General features: G+C 69.5%; 17 protein-coding genes. 11 read left to right on the forward strand and 6 right to left on the reverse strand.

Annotated elements, in window-relative coordinates; genetic code table 11:
* The first annotated feature begins 15 nt into the window (after positions 1-15).
* The 5 genes from G406_RS0130995 to G406_RS0131015 all read left to right on the forward strand — a co-directional run bounded on the left by G406_RS0130995 (position 16) and on the right by G406_RS0131015 (position 4,546).
* Positions 16-903, forward strand: a complete 888-nt coding sequence (locus tag G406_RS0130995) for a PhzF family phenazine biosynthesis protein (protein ID WP_211241325.1) — start codon at positions 16-18, stop codon at positions 901-903.
* A 130-nt stretch (positions 904-1,033) separates the two neighbouring features.
* Entirely contained in the window at positions 1,034-1,996 is a 963-nt protein-coding gene (locus G406_RS0131000; RefSeq protein WP_028936811.1) for an HpcH/HpaI aldolase/citrate lyase family protein, read from the forward strand.
* A 40-nt stretch (positions 1,997-2,036) separates the two neighbouring features.
* Positions 2,037-3,230: an acyl-CoA dehydrogenase family protein gene (locus tag G406_RS0131005; protein ID WP_028936812.1), complete on the forward strand. Its 1,194-nt coding sequence runs from the start codon at positions 2,037-2,039 to the stop codon at positions 3,228-3,230.
* 88 nt (positions 3,231-3,318) lie between these two features.
* The gene (locus G406_RS0131010) at positions 3,319-3,777 is read left to right on the forward strand and encodes a YflT domain-containing protein (protein ID WP_245607309.1); all 459 of its coding nucleotides are present in this window, start codon (positions 3,319-3,321) and stop codon (positions 3,775-3,777) included.
* Positions 3,778-3,826: 49 nt separating this feature from the next.
* Positions 3,827-4,546 (forward strand): class I SAM-dependent methyltransferase, encoded by a 720-nt coding sequence (locus G406_RS0131015; RefSeq protein WP_028936814.1) that lies wholly within the window; start codon positions 3,827-3,829, stop codon positions 4,544-4,546.
* 329 nt (positions 4,547-4,875) lie between these two features.
* On the opposite strand, the gene G406_RS0131020 is transcribed toward G406_RS0131015, so the two are convergent.
* Together G406_RS0131020 and G406_RS0131025 are read right to left on the reverse strand one after the other, a co-directional pair.
* Positions 4,876-5,871 carry a Rieske (2Fe-2S) protein gene (locus G406_RS0131020; protein WP_028936815.1) on the reverse strand — a complete coding sequence of 332 codons (996 nt, stop codon included), beginning with the start codon at positions 5,869-5,871 and terminating at the stop codon, positions 4,876-4,878.
* Positions 5,862-6,917, reverse strand: coding sequence for a magnesium and cobalt transport protein CorA (locus G406_RS0131025; protein ID WP_037079412.1), 1,056 nt, complete (start codon positions 6,915-6,917; stop codon positions 5,862-5,864). The genes G406_RS0131020 and G406_RS0131025 overlap by 10 nt, the downstream gene beginning before the upstream one ends.
* A 328-nt stretch (positions 6,918-7,245) precedes the next feature.
* Between G406_RS0131025 and G406_RS0131030 the strand changes: the two genes are divergently transcribed.
* A complete protein-coding gene (locus tag G406_RS0131030; protein WP_028936817.1) occupies positions 7,246-7,749 on the forward strand; it encodes a MaoC family dehydratase in 504 nt (167 codons plus the stop codon).
* Here the strand turns inward: G406_RS0131030 and G406_RS50970 are convergent.
* Positions 7,746-8,213 carry an NUDIX hydrolase gene (locus G406_RS50970; protein ID WP_051342926.1) on the reverse strand — a complete coding sequence of 156 codons (468 nt, stop codon included), beginning with the start codon at positions 8,211-8,213 and terminating at the stop codon, positions 7,746-7,748. The genes G406_RS0131030 and G406_RS50970 overlap by 4 nt on opposite strands.
* A gap of 124 nt (positions 8,214-8,337) precedes the next feature.
* On the opposite strand from G406_RS50970, the gene G406_RS57420 reads away from it, so the two are divergent.
* The 3 genes from G406_RS57420 to G406_RS0131050 are packed head-to-tail and all read left to right on the forward strand — an operon-like array spanning position 8,338 to position 9,919.
* Positions 8,338-8,496: a hypothetical protein gene (locus G406_RS57420; RefSeq protein WP_156935246.1), complete on the forward strand. Its 159-nt coding sequence runs from the start codon at positions 8,338-8,340 to the stop codon at positions 8,494-8,496.
* Positions 8,497-8,519: 23 nt separating this feature from the next.
* On the forward strand, positions 8,520-9,053 hold the full coding sequence (locus G406_RS50975) for a PH domain-containing protein (RefSeq protein ID WP_037079415.1): 534 nt from the start codon (positions 8,520-8,522) through the stop codon (positions 9,051-9,053).
* An 8-nt stretch (positions 9,054-9,061) separates the two neighbouring features.
* Entirely contained in the window at positions 9,062-9,919 is an 858-nt protein-coding gene (locus tag G406_RS0131050; protein WP_028936818.1) for a PHP domain-containing protein, read from the forward strand.
* A 90-nt stretch (positions 9,920-10,009) separates the two neighbouring features.
* Here the strand turns inward: G406_RS0131050 and G406_RS0131055 are convergent, their stop codons facing one another.
* A complete protein-coding gene (locus G406_RS0131055; RefSeq protein ID WP_156935247.1) occupies positions 10,010-10,927 on the reverse strand; it encodes a type IV toxin-antitoxin system AbiEi family antitoxin domain-containing protein in 918 nt (305 codons plus the stop codon).
* 317 nt (positions 10,928-11,244) lie between these two features.
* On the opposite strand from G406_RS0131055, the gene G406_RS0131060 reads away from it, so the two are divergent.
* The gene (locus G406_RS0131060) at positions 11,245-12,051 is read left to right on the forward strand and encodes a RecB family exonuclease (RefSeq protein WP_051342928.1); all 807 of its coding nucleotides are present in this window, start codon (positions 11,245-11,247) and stop codon (positions 12,049-12,051) included.
* A complete protein-coding gene (locus tag G406_RS50980; protein ID WP_051342929.1) occupies positions 12,048-12,323 on the forward strand; it encodes a hypothetical protein in 276 nt (91 codons plus the stop codon). Before G406_RS0131060 ends, G406_RS50980 begins: the two co-directional genes overlap by 4 nt.
* Positions 12,324-12,340: 17 nt before the next feature.
* Here G406_RS50980 and G406_RS0131070 read toward each other — a convergent pair whose 3' ends face one another.
* Together G406_RS0131070 and G406_RS50985 are read right to left on the reverse strand one after the other, a co-directional pair.
* Entirely contained in the window at positions 12,341-13,564 is a 1,224-nt protein-coding gene (locus G406_RS0131070) for an Rv3212 family protein (protein ID WP_028936821.1), read from the reverse strand.
* 21 nt (positions 13,565-13,585) lie between these two features.
* Positions 13,586-15,277, reverse strand: a complete 1,692-nt coding sequence (locus G406_RS50985; RefSeq protein ID WP_425414651.1) for a DEAD/DEAH box helicase — start codon at positions 15,275-15,277, stop codon at positions 13,586-13,588.
* Between the last annotated feature and the right edge of the window lie 154 nt (positions 15,278-15,431).

Below are 15,431 nucleotides of genomic sequence, written 5' to 3' on the forward strand. Positions count from 1 at the left end.
GCTAGCGTCGTCACTGTGAAGCCCCTTGATGAGCTGCTGAGATTCGACGTGGTCGACGTGTTCACCGATCGGCCCTTCGCCGGAAACCCCCTCGCCGTCGTGCATGGCGCCGAGGGATTGTCGACTGAGCAACTACATGCGATCGCCCGCGAGTTCAACCTCTCCGAGACGGTTTTCCCGCTCCCGCCGACCACTCCCGAGGCGACCTACCGGGCCCGGATCTTCACGCCCGAGAAGGAACTGCCGTTCGCCGGACACCCGAGCGTGGGCGTCGCCTGGGTACTCGCCCGCGACGGTGTCATCGAGGCGGGCGACGCTGTCCAGGAGTGCGGCGCCGGACTGCTGCCCGTCACGGTCGACGCTTCGGGCGCACGGATCACCGGCGGTCCGCCGACGATCGGCCCGGAGTTCGACGCGGTGGTGATGGCCGAAGCGATCGGGCTGAGTGCCTCCGACGTCGACACCTCGGTCCGCGCCGGCCTGGCCAGCGCGGGGCTGGAATTCCCGATCCTGCCGGTCCGGCCCGATGCGGTGAGCCGCGCGAGGGTCCCGCTGCGCGGCGCGCTTCCCTCGGAGGCCCAGGCGAGCGGCCACGTGCTGGTGGTGGCCTTCGACGCGACCACGAGATCCGCGCACGTGCGCATGTTCGGTCCCGGGTCGGGCGTCGACGAGGACCCGGCAACCGGGTCGGCGTCCGTGGCGCTCGCGGTGTTCCTGGTCGACAGAGGGCTGCTGCCGGCGGACGGCCACTCCGGGTTCACCTCGTACCAAGGAGCCGAGATCCATCGGCCTTCCCGACTGGACGTCGAGGTCACGGCGGAGGGCGGCACCGCGATCAGGACCTCGGTCGGTGGCCGGGTGGTCGCGGTGTCCTCGGGACAGATCGCGATCCCGCCTGCCTAACTCGCGGGTAATGTCCTCTGACCTCCGTTGGGTGAGAAACCAATCACCTCGAGGCGCCTAATGGGGCAACCCGTGGAAGCATCCACCCCGAGTCACGTCAACGTAGACAAGGAGCCTTGCCTTGAGCACCGTGAGCGCTAGGAAGACCCGTCCCCGCCGGTCCTGTCTGGCGGTGCCGGGCTCCAGCCAGAAGATGATCGACAAGGCGCGCGGGCTGAACGCGGACCAGGTCTTCCTCGACCTGGAGGACGCGTGCGCCCCGCTGGCGAAGCCGGATGCGCGCAAGACGATCGTCGCGGCGCTGAACGAGGGCGGCTGGGACGGTAAGACCCGCGTCGTGCGGGTCAACGACTGGACGACCGAGTGGACCTACCGCGACGTCACCGAGGTCGTCGAAGGCGCGGGCGCCAACCTGGACTGCCTCATGCTGCCCAAGGTCCAGACGGCCGAGCAGGTCATCGCGCTCGACCTGCTGATCACCCAGATCGAGAAGACCATGGGCTACGAGGTCGGCAAGATCGGCATCGAGGCGCAGATCGAGAACGCGCTCGGCCTGACCAACGTCAACGCGATCGCCGCCGCCTCGCCGCGCGTCGAGACCATCATCTTCGGCCCGGCCGACTTCATGGCCAGCATCAACATGAAGAGTCTCGTCGTCGGTGAGCAGCCGCCCGGCTACGACGTCGGCGATGCATACCACCACATCCTGATGAGCATCCTGATGGCCGCTCGCGCGTACGACAAGCAGGCCATCGACGGGCCGTACCTGCAGATCAAGGACGTCGACGGGTTCCGTCGGGTCGCCGGCCGGTCCGCCGCTCTCGGCTTCGACGGCAAGTGGGTGCTGCACCCCGGCCAACTCGACGCGGCGAACGAGACGTTCAGCCCGGGACAGTCCGACTACGACCACGCGGAGAACATCCTCGACGCGTACGACTGGTACACCTCCGAGGCCGGTGGGAAGCGGGGCGCGGCGATGCTCGGCGACGAGATGATCGACGAGGCGTCGCGCAAGATGGCGCTGGTCATCTCGGGCAAGGGCCGCGCGGCGGGTATGCAGCGCAACGACAAGTGGTCCCCGCCGGAGAGCTGAGCTCGCCCCACCCCATCCGTTCGCACGCCAGGAGGCACCCATGGCCCGGCTCGCCCAAACCGCCGGTCTGACCGACATCCAGCAGGAGATCCTGTCCACCGTCAAGACGTTCGTGGACAAGGAGATCATTCCGAACGCCCAGGAGCTGGAGCACTCCGACACCTATCCACAGGAGATCGTGGACGGGATGAAGGAGATGGGCCTGTTCGGGCTCACCATCGCCGAGGAGTACGGCGGCCTCGGCGAGTCGCTGCTCACCTACGCGCTCGTGGTCGAGCAGATCGCGCGCGGCTGGATGAGCGTGTCCGGTGTGATCAACACCCACTTCATCGTGGCGCACATGATCAGCCACCACGGCACCGAGGAGCAGAAGAAGTACTACCTGCCCAAGATGGCGACCGGTGAGATCCGGGGCGCGTTCTCCATGTCGGAGCCCGACCTCGGCTCTGACGTCGCCGCGATCAAGACGCGCGCCAAGCAGGACGGTGACGAGTTCGTCATCGACGGCGCCAAGATGTGGCTGACCAACGGCGGCACGTCGAACCTGATCGCGCTGCTGGTCAAGACCGACGAAGGTGCCGACCGCCCACACCAGAACCTGACCTGCTTCCTGGTCGAGAAGCCCGAGGGCTACGGCGAGGTCACCAAGGGACTGACGATCCCGGGCAAGCTCGACAAGATGGGTTACAAGGGCGTCGACACCACCGAGGCGGTGTTCGACGGCTTCCGCATCGGCGCCGATGCGATCCTCGGCGGCAAGCGCGGCGGCGGCTTCGCCCAGATGATGGACGGCGTCGAGGTCGGTCGGGTCAACGTGTCGGCGCGTGCCTGCGGCATCTCGATCCGCGCGTTCGAGCTGGCCGTCGACTACGCCCAGCAGCGCAGCACGTTCGGCAAGCCCATCGCCGAGCACCAGGCCATTGCTTTCAAACTGGCCGAAATGGGTACGAAGGTGGAAGCAGCGCACCTGATGATGGTCAACGCGGCCAGGTTGAAGGACTCCGGTGAGCGCTTCGACGTGGAGGCGGGCATGGCCAAACTGCTGGCCAGCGAGTACTGCGCGGAGGTGACGCAGGAGTCGTTCCGGATCCACGGCGGCTACGGGTTCTCCAAGGAGTACGAGATCGAGCGCCTCATGCGCGAGGCTCCGTTCCTCCTGATCGGTGAAGGAACGTCCGAGATCCAGAAGACGATCATCAGCCGTGGTTTGCTGCGGGAGTACCGTGCTCGGTAACTGATCTATGCACGTCTAGGAGATGGACACCGTGACTGTTCCGCCGTTCGGCGGCGCCGGGGGTCGCACGACCCCCGGCCTACCCAACATGCCGACCCCGCCCACGGGGTGGCCGGTGGGTTCGTTCGCCACCTACGCCGAGGCCCAGCAAGCGGTCGACTACCTGGCCGACAACGAGTTCCCGGTCGCCGACGTGACGATCGTCGGGGTCGACCTCATGCTGGTCGAGCGGGTCACCGGGCGGCTGACCTGGGGACGGGTGCTCGGCAGTGGTGCGCTCAGCGGCATCTGGATGGGTCTGTTCGTCGGGCTGCTGCTGTCGTACTTCAACAACAACTACGGCGCGATCATCGTCGGTGTCGTCGGTGGTGTGCTGTTCAGCATGGTGTTCGCGGCGCTGGGCTACGCGGCGACGAAGGGTGGACGGGACTTCACCTCGTCCAGCCAGCTCGTCGCGGGTCGCTACGACGTGCTGAGCCAGGCACGCAACGCCGAACGGGCCAAGGAAATGCTGGCGAAGCTCGCGTTGGGGTCGGGTTCGACCTGACGTGGCGGACGCTGAGGGGGGAGCGTCGCCTCCGGCAGGGGCGCCGAGAGTGACCTCGGCGACCGTGCCGGAGGCGTTCGACGCGGTGGCCAAGGGTTACGACCGGCTGGTCGGGAGCAACCCGGGCTACCACGAGCACCTGCGCATGTCCGCGCGGCGGATGGGCCTGGCGAACGAGGGCGAGGGGCTGCGGCTGCTCGACCTCGGCTGCGGAACCGGTGCGTCGACGGCCGCGCTGCTGTCGGTCGCGCCGAAGGCGAAGATCGTCGCGGTCGACGCGTCCGCCGGCATGCTCGCGGTGGCGCGGGCGAAGTCGTGGCCGAGCTCGGTGCGGTTCGTCGAAGGACGGCTGACCACGAAGCTCGAAGTGGCCGAGCCGGCGAAGGTACGTGGCCAGTACGACGCCGTGTTCGCGGCGTACCTGGTGCGGAACCTGCCCGGGCGGGACGCCGGTCTCGGCGCGATCCACGAGCTGCTCCGGCCCGGCGCGCCGCTGGCCGTGCACGACTACTCGGTGGCCGACTCGATCCGCGCCAGGCTCATCTGGACGGCGGTCAGCTGGGGGATCATCATCCCGGCCGGTTCGCTGGTCACCGGGTCGGCCGCGCTGTACCGGTACCTGTGGCGCAGTGTGCTGCGCTTCGACGGGGCCGAGGAGTTCGAACGTCGCCTCGGCGCGGCGGGGTTCGTCGACCAGCGCACCCAGACGATGCCGGGCTGGCAGCAGGGCATAGTCCACACCTGGCTGGCCCGCCGCCCTCGTGAGTGATGAGGCCGTCTACCCCGAAGCGGCGCGAAGCGTAGCCGCTCTACGCACTCACGACAGCTTTACCGTCGTGAGTGCGTAGACCGGCTATAGGCGGCCTCAGCACTCACGAGGGCACCCCGAGGCAGCGCAACTCTGTGCACGCGGTCGGGACCACGGCCGTCGTACCCGGCTTAGCCCGTGCCCGGCTTCACGGCATCTCGGCTTCGCCGTCGACTCGTGAGTGGCAAGGGCGCCTATAGGCGCCCGGAGCACTCACGACGGAAAAGCTGTCGTGAGTGCTCCGAGCGCCTACGCCTTCGGCGCCGCTTCGCGGTAGGCACCCTTGCCACTCACGAGGGGCGGCTGGTGCGTTGGGTGTAGCGGCGTTCCGCGTAGGCCAGGTCGTCGCGCCACAGGCGGGCGGCTGCCCGGCGCATCAGCGGGCGTAGGGCCGGCGCGAGGGCCCGGGCCACCGTGAAGCCGGGGCGGTCGGAGTGCGCGACCGTGGCCTCGACGACCGCGGTGCGGTGGATGCCGTCGCGCCCGGGGCCCAGCGGGGTCGCATGCGTCTCCACGACGCTGCCCGCACCGTCACCGTCGACGATCGTCATCACCACGGTGCGCGGCTCGGGGCAGCTGAACTCGGCGGTCACCGGCACCCCCAGCGGACCGCCCACCCGGTAGGCGACCTGGACCACGAACCGGTCCTCGGCGTCCGCGCAGTCGAGCCCGGGAGCGGACACGACCCGCAGGTTGGCGAACGAGTACGGATGGAACCAGGAGCCGTGCCACGGGTCGAGGCGGTTGGCCACCACATCGGCGGGCTCGCAGCGCCCGATCATCGTCATCACGGCACTCACGCTGCTCTCGGCGGGCGGCCGCGTGGTCAGCACGGGCGCCGGCAACGAGTCCTGTCCGCCGATCTCGTCGAGCCGCACCCAGATCAGCACACCGTCGTCATGGGCGGGCCACGGCCGCCAGCCGGGCCGTCCCGCCCCGTCCAGCGACAGTCCGTGCCAGCGGCACAGCAGCCGCCCCTCGGTGACCGCGGCGTCACAGAGCGGCGCCCCCAGGTGCGGGCACGCCCCTGGTCCCACGTGCGGAGCGCCCTCGCTGTCGCGCCACACGACCAGCTCGATGCCCGCGACGCCGCGCCCCAGCGCCCGGCCCGGTCGCAGCTCGCTGCTGGCCCCCAGAACGAACCAGTTGCCCGACGGCCGTGCCTCGGCGCGACGCAGCGCGGCGTCGATCACGGCGGGCTTCGCGTCCGCCCACGTCGGAGCCTGGTCCGGCCACGCGGGTGTGCGTAGCAGGCGTAACGGATTGAACCGGGCGGTCAGAGCCACTTGTTCCGGCGGAAGGTCCGGTAGAGGAAGGTGCAGACGGTGCCGACCACCAGCCACACCCCGTAGTAGCCGTAGTGCCAGTGCAGCTCGGGCATGTTGTCGAAGTTCATGCCGTAGATGCCGGCGATCATGGTCGGCACCGAGATGATCGCCGCCCACGAGGTGATCTTGCGCATGTCGTCGTTCTGCCGCAGCGTGATCTTCGCCAGCACCGCGTCGACGAGCGTGGTGAGCAGCTCGTCGAACCCGGTGACCCGCTCCGCGACGCTGGTCAGGTGATCGTCGACGTCCCGGAAGTAGGAGCGCACGTCGTGCGGGATCAGCGAGCTGTAGCCCTCCGCGAGGCGCCGCAGCGGCGGGCCGAGCGGCATGACCGCACGACGCAGCTCCAGCACCTCGCGCTTCATGACGTAAATCTGCTCGGAGTCGACCTTCGAGCGCGGCTCGAAGACCTCGCCCTCCATCAGGTCGATGTCCCGCTCGATCGCGTCGGTGACCTCCAGATAGCTGTCCACCACGTGGTCGGCGATCGCGTGCAGCACCGAGGCCGGGCCGAGCGCGAGCTGCTCCTCGTCCTCCTCCAGCGCACGCCGTACCTCGTGCAGCCCGGAGTGGTTGCCGTGCCGGACCGTGACCACGAAGTCGTGCCCGACGAAGGCCATCACCTCGCCGGTCTCCACCAGCTCGGCCGCTGTCGTCGGTTCCGCGTGGCCGACGTAACAGACCGTTTTGAGCACGGCGAACAGCATGTCGTCGTAGCGCTCGAGCTTCGGCCGGTTGTGCGCGTGCACGGCGTCCTCGACGGCCAGCTCGTGCAACCCGAAAGTTTCCGCGATGCCGGTGATCTGTTCATCATCCGGTTCGTGCAGACCGATCCAGACGAACGCGTCGTCGCGGCCGCGAACCTCCTGCACCGCACGTTCGTGGCTCCAGCGACCCGGAAGGCGGCGGCCCTGGACGTAGACCGCGCAGTCGACGACATAGGCCGACAACGGGACCGGGATCGCACGGGGGACTGTGGTGGTGGCCCGTCCGGTGAGGCGCATACGAGAACGCGGCACGCGGATGGAGGACAAGTTCGGCACGGCAACCTCCAGGTCAGAGACCCGGAGCCGACGCTCGGGGTACTGACACTTCAAGGGTCAGGGGGCGATGGGCGCCGTGGTCCCCGCGCGATGCGTCCGATTCAGCCGGACCCTGCGACGAGGCCACGGCTACTACTACAACCAGGTACGGAGTCCATGGCCCCACCTCCCGCACAGTGATCTCGCCTGCATCGGCGTCGATGTCCGCTACCGACTGCATAGGGTACCCCCAGAAGTTGAACCCAGACGCTGAACCCAGAAGCAACCCAGACGCAAGGAGGCGTGTGACGTGCAGTTCGGGCGTTACTTTGAAGAGTTCGAGGTCGGCGCGATCTACAAGCACTGGCCGGGCAAGACGGTCACCGAGTACGACGACCACCTGTTCTGCCTGCTGACCATGAACCATCACCCGCTGCACCTGGACGCGCATTTCGCGGCGGAGACCACCGAGTTCGGCAAGAACGTTGTGGTCGGCAACTACATCTACTCGCTGCTGCTCGGCATGTCGGTGCCGGACGTGTCGGGTAAGGCGATCGCGAACCTCGAGGTCGAGTCGCTCAAGCACGTCAAGCCGACGTTCCACGGTGACACGATCTACGGCGAGTCCGAGGTGCTGGACAAGACCGAGTCGAAGTCGAAGAACGACCGGGGCATCGTGTACGTGGAGACCCGGGGCCACAACCAGGACGGTGTGCTGGTGTGCGTGTACCGGCGCAAGGTGATGGTGCCGAAGCGTTCGTACGGCGAGGCGCGCGGCGGCGAGCAGCCGGGCCGTCCCACCCCGGTCAGCTAGTCCGGGGTCGCCCCGCGCGGTCGCGATCGCGAACAATCCGGCGACGGATCCGCGCGGGGCAGCAGGCGCCATTCGGCCAGCAGCTCGGTCAGACCCTCGACCATCGGCAACGCCGCGTAGTCGTTGGCGGTCACCCACCGGGCTTCCTCGGCGTCGGTCGCGGCGGTCAGAGCCGAGGGGCCGTCTAGCTCGCACCGGTACTCGGCGATGTCGAACACGTCGCCGTTCGGCGCGGGTCTGCGGACCCGCGCGAGCAGCTCGACCGGTCGAACCCGCAGGCCGGTCTCTTCGGCCACCTCACGGCGAACCGCCTGGTGATCAGTCTCACCCTGCTCGACCCGGCCGCCCGGAAACGACCAGCGGCCCTTGCCGGGTTCCTGTCCGCGCTTGATCAACAACAGCCGACCCTCACGATCGTGCACTATCGCGCCCACGCAGGCGACAAGTCGGCTACTGTCTGTCACAATGGACTCCTGTTAACTCTATTGGCGTATGCCCGCCTGTCGGATTCACAACCATGCCTTGCGTGCTGTAGAACAAGATCCGACAGGGCTGGGCGGGCGTCGCACTATCGGATGGTGGTTCACGGTGAATCTCAAGAAGCTCGTGGGCTTTGTTGTGGTCATCTTCGTGTTGTTCTGGATCATCTCGAAGCCGGCGCAGGCCGGTAGCTCGGTGAACGGGGTGCTCGGAAACCTGCGTGAAGCCGGCAACTCGGTCACGACCTTCATCACCAGCGTTCTCTAGGCCGGGCGGACTGAGCGTCCACCATGCTCGCACCCAGGGAAATCGACGAGTACATTCTGCCGACCGAGCGTCGGGTCATCAGGGTGCGCCAGCACTGGTCGGTGATGCTCAATCACATGACCCAGACCGCGCTGGTGCTCTTTGTCCTGGTCGCGCTGGACACCTACCTGCCGCCGAGTCTGATCCTCGACAACCTCACCTGGTACGGCGGCCTCGTCGCCGTACTACGTCTGACGATCTTCATCGCCGAGTGGTGGGTCGAGCGGATCGTGATCACCGACAAGCGAGTGATGCTGTCGAAGGGCATCCTGACGCACAACATCGGCATGATGCCGCTCGGCAAGGTCACCGACCTCACCTTCGAACGCACGATGACCGGCCGGATGATCGGCTACGGCACGATGATCATCGAGTCGGCCGGTCAGATTCAGGCGCTCAACCGGATCGACTACATGCCGCAGCCGGAGGAGATCTACGAGGCGCTCGCCGAGCTCATCTTCGGTGACAAGAAGCGGACCAGGTCCCACCTGCTGGCGAAGCCGCGTCGCCGGGGATAATCGGCTACTTGCGAATCGACCTGCACACTCATTCGGACAGATCCGACGGCACGGACGAACCTGCTGAGCTGATGCGTGTCGCGGCCGAGGCAGGCCTCGACGTCGTCGCGCTCACCGATCACGACACGACCGCGGGCTGGGTCGAAGCGGCCGAGGCACGCCCGGACGGGCTGCGGCTGGTCCGGGGTGCCGAGCTGTCCTGTGAGAGTCCGGACGGGCGTGGCGGCAGGGTGTCGGTGCACATTCTCGCGTACCTGTTCGACCCGGAGCATCCCGCGCTGCTCACCGAGCAGACGCGGTTGCGCGGCGAACGGCGTGAGCGGTTGACGACGATGGTCGGCCGGATGGCCGCCGACGGGTACCCGGTCGACCCGGAGACCTTCATGGCCGGGCTGCCGCCGGAGCTGCCGGCCGGTCGTCCGCACCTGGCGAGGGCGCTCGTCGAGCAGGGTGTGGTGGACAGCGTGAACGAGGCGTTCGCCAAGCTGCTGAACAACTCCAGCCGCTACTACATCCCCCGTGCGGACACCCCGGTCAGTGTGGCGCTGGAGATGATCGCCTCGGCGGGCGGTGTGTGCGTGTTCGCGCATCCGTTCGCCCGGCGCCGGGGCCGGATCGTCGAGCCGTCGGTCATCATCGACCTCGCCGTCGAGGGCCTCGCCGGGGTCGAGGTCGACCACCCCGACCACGCGCCTGAGGACCGGGCCGCCCTGCGGGCCCTGGCCGCCGACCTGAACCTGGTGACGACGGGCTCCAGCGACTACCACGGCACGAACAAGACGACGCCGATCGCGGCGGAGACGACGGCCCCCGACATGTTCGACCGCTTGGTTGCGAAGGCAACCGCAACTCCCGTCCTGGGCTGAGCTAGCGCGGTGCACGGGCCCACACCGCGCACCTTGCGTCCACACCGCGCCATGTGCACACCGCGCGGTGTGGACGCAAGGTGCGCGGTGTCATGGGCGGCGACGGGCCCGGGCCCGGGCGCGGTGCCAGCCGGCGGCGATCTCGGCGAAGTTGTCCAGGTCTGTCCAGGTCCAGCGCACCACCTCCCACGACTCCGCTCTGATCGCATCCTCCCGTCGCTTCTCTTCGAAGACCGCGTCGCCCGCCGACTGGCCCGGACGGAGCAGCCTGCCGTATTTTGTCCGGCCATCGAACTCACCGATGATTCCGTCCTCCGGCCACATGAAGTCGGTGCGGCCGACGAGCCGGCCGTGACGATCGCGGATCTCCCGCTGCAGCTCTGGGCGCGGCAGACCAGCGAGAGCGATCTTGATCCGGCTGAGTGACTCGCCCACACTCTCTGCGCCGCCGTCGGCGAAACCCGCGACGCGCCGCGCCTGGGGGAGCCCTTGCCGTCGTACCAGGTGCCCCAGCAGATCGGTCAGTTCCTCGTGGCCGACGCGGCCGGTCGCCAACGCCGAGTCAGCGATGACGACGGCCTGCTCGAACGACACGGTCCGTGCCAGGTCGATCACCGTCCTCGCAACCGAGGTGGTCGGCACTCCATTGACCAGCATGACGTCTGGCCCGTCGAGACGTGCCGTGTGCAGGTGCAGTGAGCGAGACCTCCTGCCGTGCTCGCGCCGGTCCTTGGTGACGTGCACCCGATCGAGCGGGACCGTCCAGGTCGCCAGTCCGTGCAGCACCGCGGCTGAGACGTGACTGACGACCGCGCCAGGGCCCAGCTCCCGCATCGCGCTCCGCACCACCAGCCGGTGGCGGGCATCGGGGCTGTCGGGAAGCACACCGCCGAAGTAGGTACCCCGCCGAACCGGCGACAGCTCACTGGCCCCGAGCAGGCGGCGAACGTCGTAGTAGGAGTAGCCGTTCGCGCGTAGTGCGCTCATCGAGTACAGATGATCGGTCACCAGGACAGCCTGGCTCGTCGGGCCGAGGCCCGAGCCCATCGCGGCCGCACCTGTGGACAACCCGCCTCAGGGGACGCCCAGTTCCGCCCGATGTGGACAACTGGACGCACACCGCGCACCTTGCGTCCACACCGCGCCATGTGCACACCGCGCGGTGTGGACGCAAGGTGCGCGGTGTGGCAGCGAGCTGCGCTGTGTGGCGGCTGGGCGCGCGGTGTGGCGGTGGGGTGCACGGTGTCGGGGCGGGTGCCGTCCTGGGGTTGTCGGGGGTGGGGGCTACCGTTGGTGGAGTGGATGGGCAGTTGAGCCTCGAGGGGATGCCTCGCAGGCTGTTCAAGGTCACTCCGTCGCGGCTGTCCACCTGGATGGACTGCCCGCGCCGGTATCGGATGACCTATCTCGATCGGCCCGCTCCACCTCGGGGTGGAGCGTGGGCGCACAGCACGCTCGGTGCGGTCGTGCACAACGCGTTGCGCGCGCTGTTCGACCTGCCGCCCGCGTCGCGTACCCCGGAGCAGGCCGCGCGGCTGGTCGACAAGCACTGGTCGGGCGAGGGTTTCCGGGACGACGAGCAGATGGCGCTGCACCGGGAGCGGGCGCGAGGCTGGGTGTCCGACTACGTGACGCACACCGACGTGAGTGATGACCCGGTGGGGCTGGAGCGCTGGGTCTCCACGCCGACCGGGCGGATCGTCGCCGAAGGGCGGGTCGACCGGATCGACGAGCGCGACGGCGAGCTGGTGATCATCGACTACAAGACCGGCAGGCACGCGTTGAGCGTCGACGACGCGCGTTCCTCCCAGGCGCTCGCGCTGTACGCGTTGGCCGCCAGACGCACCCTGCGCCGCCCGTGCCGCCGGGTCGAGCTGCACCACCTGCCGACCGGGGAGATCGCCGCCTGGGAGCACAGTGAGGCCTCGCTGCAACGGCATCTGACGCGCATGGAGGAGGCCGCGGACGACGCGGCTCTCGCCACCGACACGCTGGCCGCCGGGGGAGACCCGGAACAGCTGTTCCCCCCGGTCCCTTCCGGTCGTTGTTCCTACTGCGACTTCCGCCGAAGCTGTGCCGAGGGGCGGGACGCCGCACCGGAGAAGCAGCCGTGGGCGCTCCTCACCCCGTGACCCCGAGGGTCCTGCTGCGCGGGCTCGCCGGGGCACTCACCGCCGGCCTGGCCGTGCTGCTGGTCGTGCTGATCGGTTCCTGGGTGGCAGGCGTCGCCGCCGGCACCCGAGGGCCCGGTGGGCTGATGCTCGGTGGGCACGTCGCCGCCGTGTGCGCCGCGGTGGTGCTGCAGCGGGTCGCCGACCGGCGCGGTGACGGCGTCGGAGCGGCCGCCGCTGTGGGCGTGCTCGCCGTGACGGCCGTGGTGGTCATCGTGTTCTGGTGGAGCTGACCCACCCCTAGACGGGTCTAGTGCAGGGCCACCAGCGTGGGGCCGCGTTGCTCAAGGAGGATCGGGCCCAGCGCGGCTGTACTCACCGGACCCTGGTAGGCGCCCCGGTCGACCGGGATGGCGCGCACGACCGCGCCGGTGGCCGGGTTCACGACCAGCTGCGCGTTCGGGACCGGGATGAGCGGCGTGCCCGCCATGACCGTGCCGGGGCCCAGCGCGCCGGGCAGGGTCCACAGGGGATGCAGGTCGGTCGAGTCCAGGGCGATCGTGCTCGAACCGGTCCACCACAGCACCGCGCCGGGAACGGAGAACGTCGGGACGACCTCGCCGGGCGGGTCGCCGGCCAGGTCCTCGGGCGGCAGGGCCAACGGGTAGACGGCGGTCTCGGCTCCGCCCGCTCCCCGAATGCTGAGCCGGGGCGGGTTCGGCATCAGGATCGCCTCGCGGGCGCCGGAGTCGCTGCTGGTCACGGCGACCACGCGGGTGCCGGCCGACTGCAGGACGGTACTGAACTCCTGGACCGGCTTCTCGGACTCGTCACCGTCCGGGTGCAGCACGGTGAGCCGGTCGCCGGGCTCCTTCGGGCATCGCTCGACGACCGCGACCCGGCCACTCGTGACCGCGACGGAGGTGTGACGGCATTGGGGCCTCGGCTGGGTGTCCGGCTGGAGATCGGCACGCAGCGCGCCGTACTCCTGGGTCTTGACCAGGTCGGAGCGCCACGTCTCCAGGTGGTCCGACCCGGTCGCGGTGACCAGATAGCCGTCGTCGAGCAACCGGGTGTCCGGCCGGACGTCGGAGTTGCGCTGCGGACCCCTGGCGCCGGTGTCCGGCTGCAGCGCGGTGACCTCGCTGCAGTACTCACCGTTGCGAAACACGGCCAAGGCCATGTTCCACGCCGACCCGACCGTGCACAGCGGCAGATCCCGCCGGTAGCTCCAGCGCTCGGCACCGGTCAGCGGGTCCCGGCCGATCACCGACTCCCCGTCACCGGTCACCACGGCGGGACCGACCGCGACCGGGCCGCTCGTCGCCGCGCTGGGTGCCCGCCACGCCTCGGTGAGCGCGGCGGGCACCGCCGGCGGATCGGCGGGCGCCTGGAGCGGCGGAACAGCGGTGATCGACGTCGTGTGTGAGACAGGGGCGAGCAGCGCGATCAGACCCGCGCCGAGCAACACCACCGCCACCAGCACGGCGGCCGCCACCAGGTCACCCCGGCGGCGGCGCTCCGCACGGAGCACTGCGCAACAGTTCCTTTCGGGTCAGCTGGCTGCCGCGTCGGGAGCCGACTCGGACGACCCGCCGCCGCGACGGCGACGGCGCGGACGCCTGGTGCGGCCGGCGGTGGCCAGCTCCGGGACGTCGTTCTCGGCTCCCTGAACGTTCTCGACGACCTCGCTGCCCTCACCGCTGGACACGGTGGTCTCGGCGGAGTCCTCGCCCGCGATCGTCACGCCGGCGCGACGACGCCTGCGCTGACGCGGCGGGCGCGGCTTGCGGGGTGTCTCGTCGCTGTTGGCGCTCGACTCGGACCGCTGGCTACGGTCGACCGCGCTGTCACCGTCGTGGCGACCCGAGGTGCGCTTGGCGCCCCGGCCACGGCTGCGATCGCGCGAACCGCGCCTGCCCCGAGGACCGTCGTCCTCGATGCGTTCCGCGTCGAGACCCTCCCTGGTGCGCTGCGAACGGGGCAGCCGCCCGGTCGCGTCGGTCGGGATGCCCAGCTCGGCGAACAGGTGCTCGGACGTCGAGTAGGTCTCCACCGGCTCGTCGATACCGAGGGACAGCTCGTCGCTGATGAGCTTCCAGCGCGGGCACTCGTCCCAGTCGACCAGTGTGACCGCGACGCCCTCACGCCCGGCCCGACCGGTGCGGCCGATCCGGTGGATGTAGGTCTTGGAGTCGTCGGGGCACTGGTAGTTGACCACGTGCGTGACGCCGGTGACGTCGATGCCCCTGGCGGCCACGTCGGTGGCGACCAGCACGTCGACCTTCTCCGAGCGGAACGCGCGCAGCGCCTGCTCACGGGCACCCTGCCCGAGGTCGCCGTGGACGGCGGCGACCGCGAAGCCGCGCTCCTCCAGATCGTCGGCGACCCGCTGCGCGGTGCGCTTGGTCCGCGTGAAGATCATCGTGAGGCCGCGGTCGGAGGCCTGCAGCGCCTTGGCGAGCAGCTCGACCTTGTCCAGCGCGTGCGCCCGGTAGACCAGCTGCCGGGTGCGCTCGTGGATCGCGCTCGCGTCCGACTCCTCGGCGCGGATGTGCGTCGGCTGGGTCAGGAACGTGCGGGACAGCGTGATGATCGGGCCCGGCATGGTCGCCGAGAACAACATCGTCTGACGCTGTTCGGGCAGCATCCGCAGGATGCGCTCGACGTCGGGGAGGAACCCGAGGTCCAGCATCTCGTCGGCCTCGTCCAGCACGAGGGCCCCGATCCGGCCGAGCACGAGGTGACGCTGCTCGGCGAGGTCCAGCAGGCGGCCGGGGGTACCGACCACGATGTCCACACCGCGCTGCAGCTCGGCGACCTGCGGCTCGTACGGACGGCCGCCGTAGATCGCGGTGATCCGGGCGCCGAGGTGGCGGCCGGCGTCGGCGAGGTCGCGGGCGACCTGCACACACAGCTCGCGCGTCGGGACGACAACCAGCGCCTGCGGCACGTCACGGTCACCCGTCGACGGGTTCAGCCGCTGCAGCAGCGGGACGCCGAAGCCGAGGGTCTTGCCGGTACCGGTGCGGGCCTGTCCGATGACGTCCTCGCCGGCGAGCGCCAGCGGCAGGGTCAGTTCCTGGATGGCGAAGGTACGTTCGATGCCGACTTCGTTCAACGCTCGGACGATCTCCGGGCGCACGCCCAGCTCGGCGAACGTGGGGGCGTCCGGCTTCACCGGGGCGGTCGCCTGCAACGGCTCGGCGTCCGCCAACCCCTCTGCCGCGTCGGCCGCGGCGCTGATGGAATTATGCTCGATGGGCTCGTCTGTCGTGGTCTTGTCGGTCAGGGCAATCGCCTCTCTCCGGCGCGCGGAACCCGGGCTATCTCGTCGACCGCCGCCGCACAACTGCTAGAACTTCCAGTGCGGGCCGGGCGGGAGAGACGGCGAGGCGCTG

This window comes from Actinospineispora spinosispora DSM 44797 (assembly GCF_000429025.1).
GTDB classification, from domain to species: domain Bacteria; phylum Actinomycetota; class Actinomycetes; order Mycobacteriales; family Pseudonocardiaceae; genus Pseudonocardia; species Pseudonocardia spinosispora.

Coding starts and splice junctions, on each gene's coding strand:
- G406_RS50975 (WP_037079415.1), top strand. CDS start 8,520: ATGCTCGCACCCAGGGAAATCGACGAGTACATTCTGCCGACCGAGCGT.
- G406_RS0131010 (WP_245607309.1), top strand. CDS start 3,319: ATGCCGACCCCGCCCACGGGGTGGCCGGTGGGTTCGTTCGCCACCTAC.
- G406_RS0131005 (WP_028936812.1), top strand. CDS start 2,037: ATGGCCCGGCTCGCCCAAACCGCCGGTCTGACCGACATCCAGCAGGAG.
- G406_RS0131025 (WP_037079412.1), bottom strand. CDS start 6,917: ATGCGCCTCACCGGACGGGCCACCACCACAGTCCCCCGTGCGATCCCG.
- G406_RS0131060 (WP_051342928.1), top strand. CDS start 11,245: ATGCCTCGCAGGCTGTTCAAGGTCACTCCGTCGCGGCTGTCCACCTGG.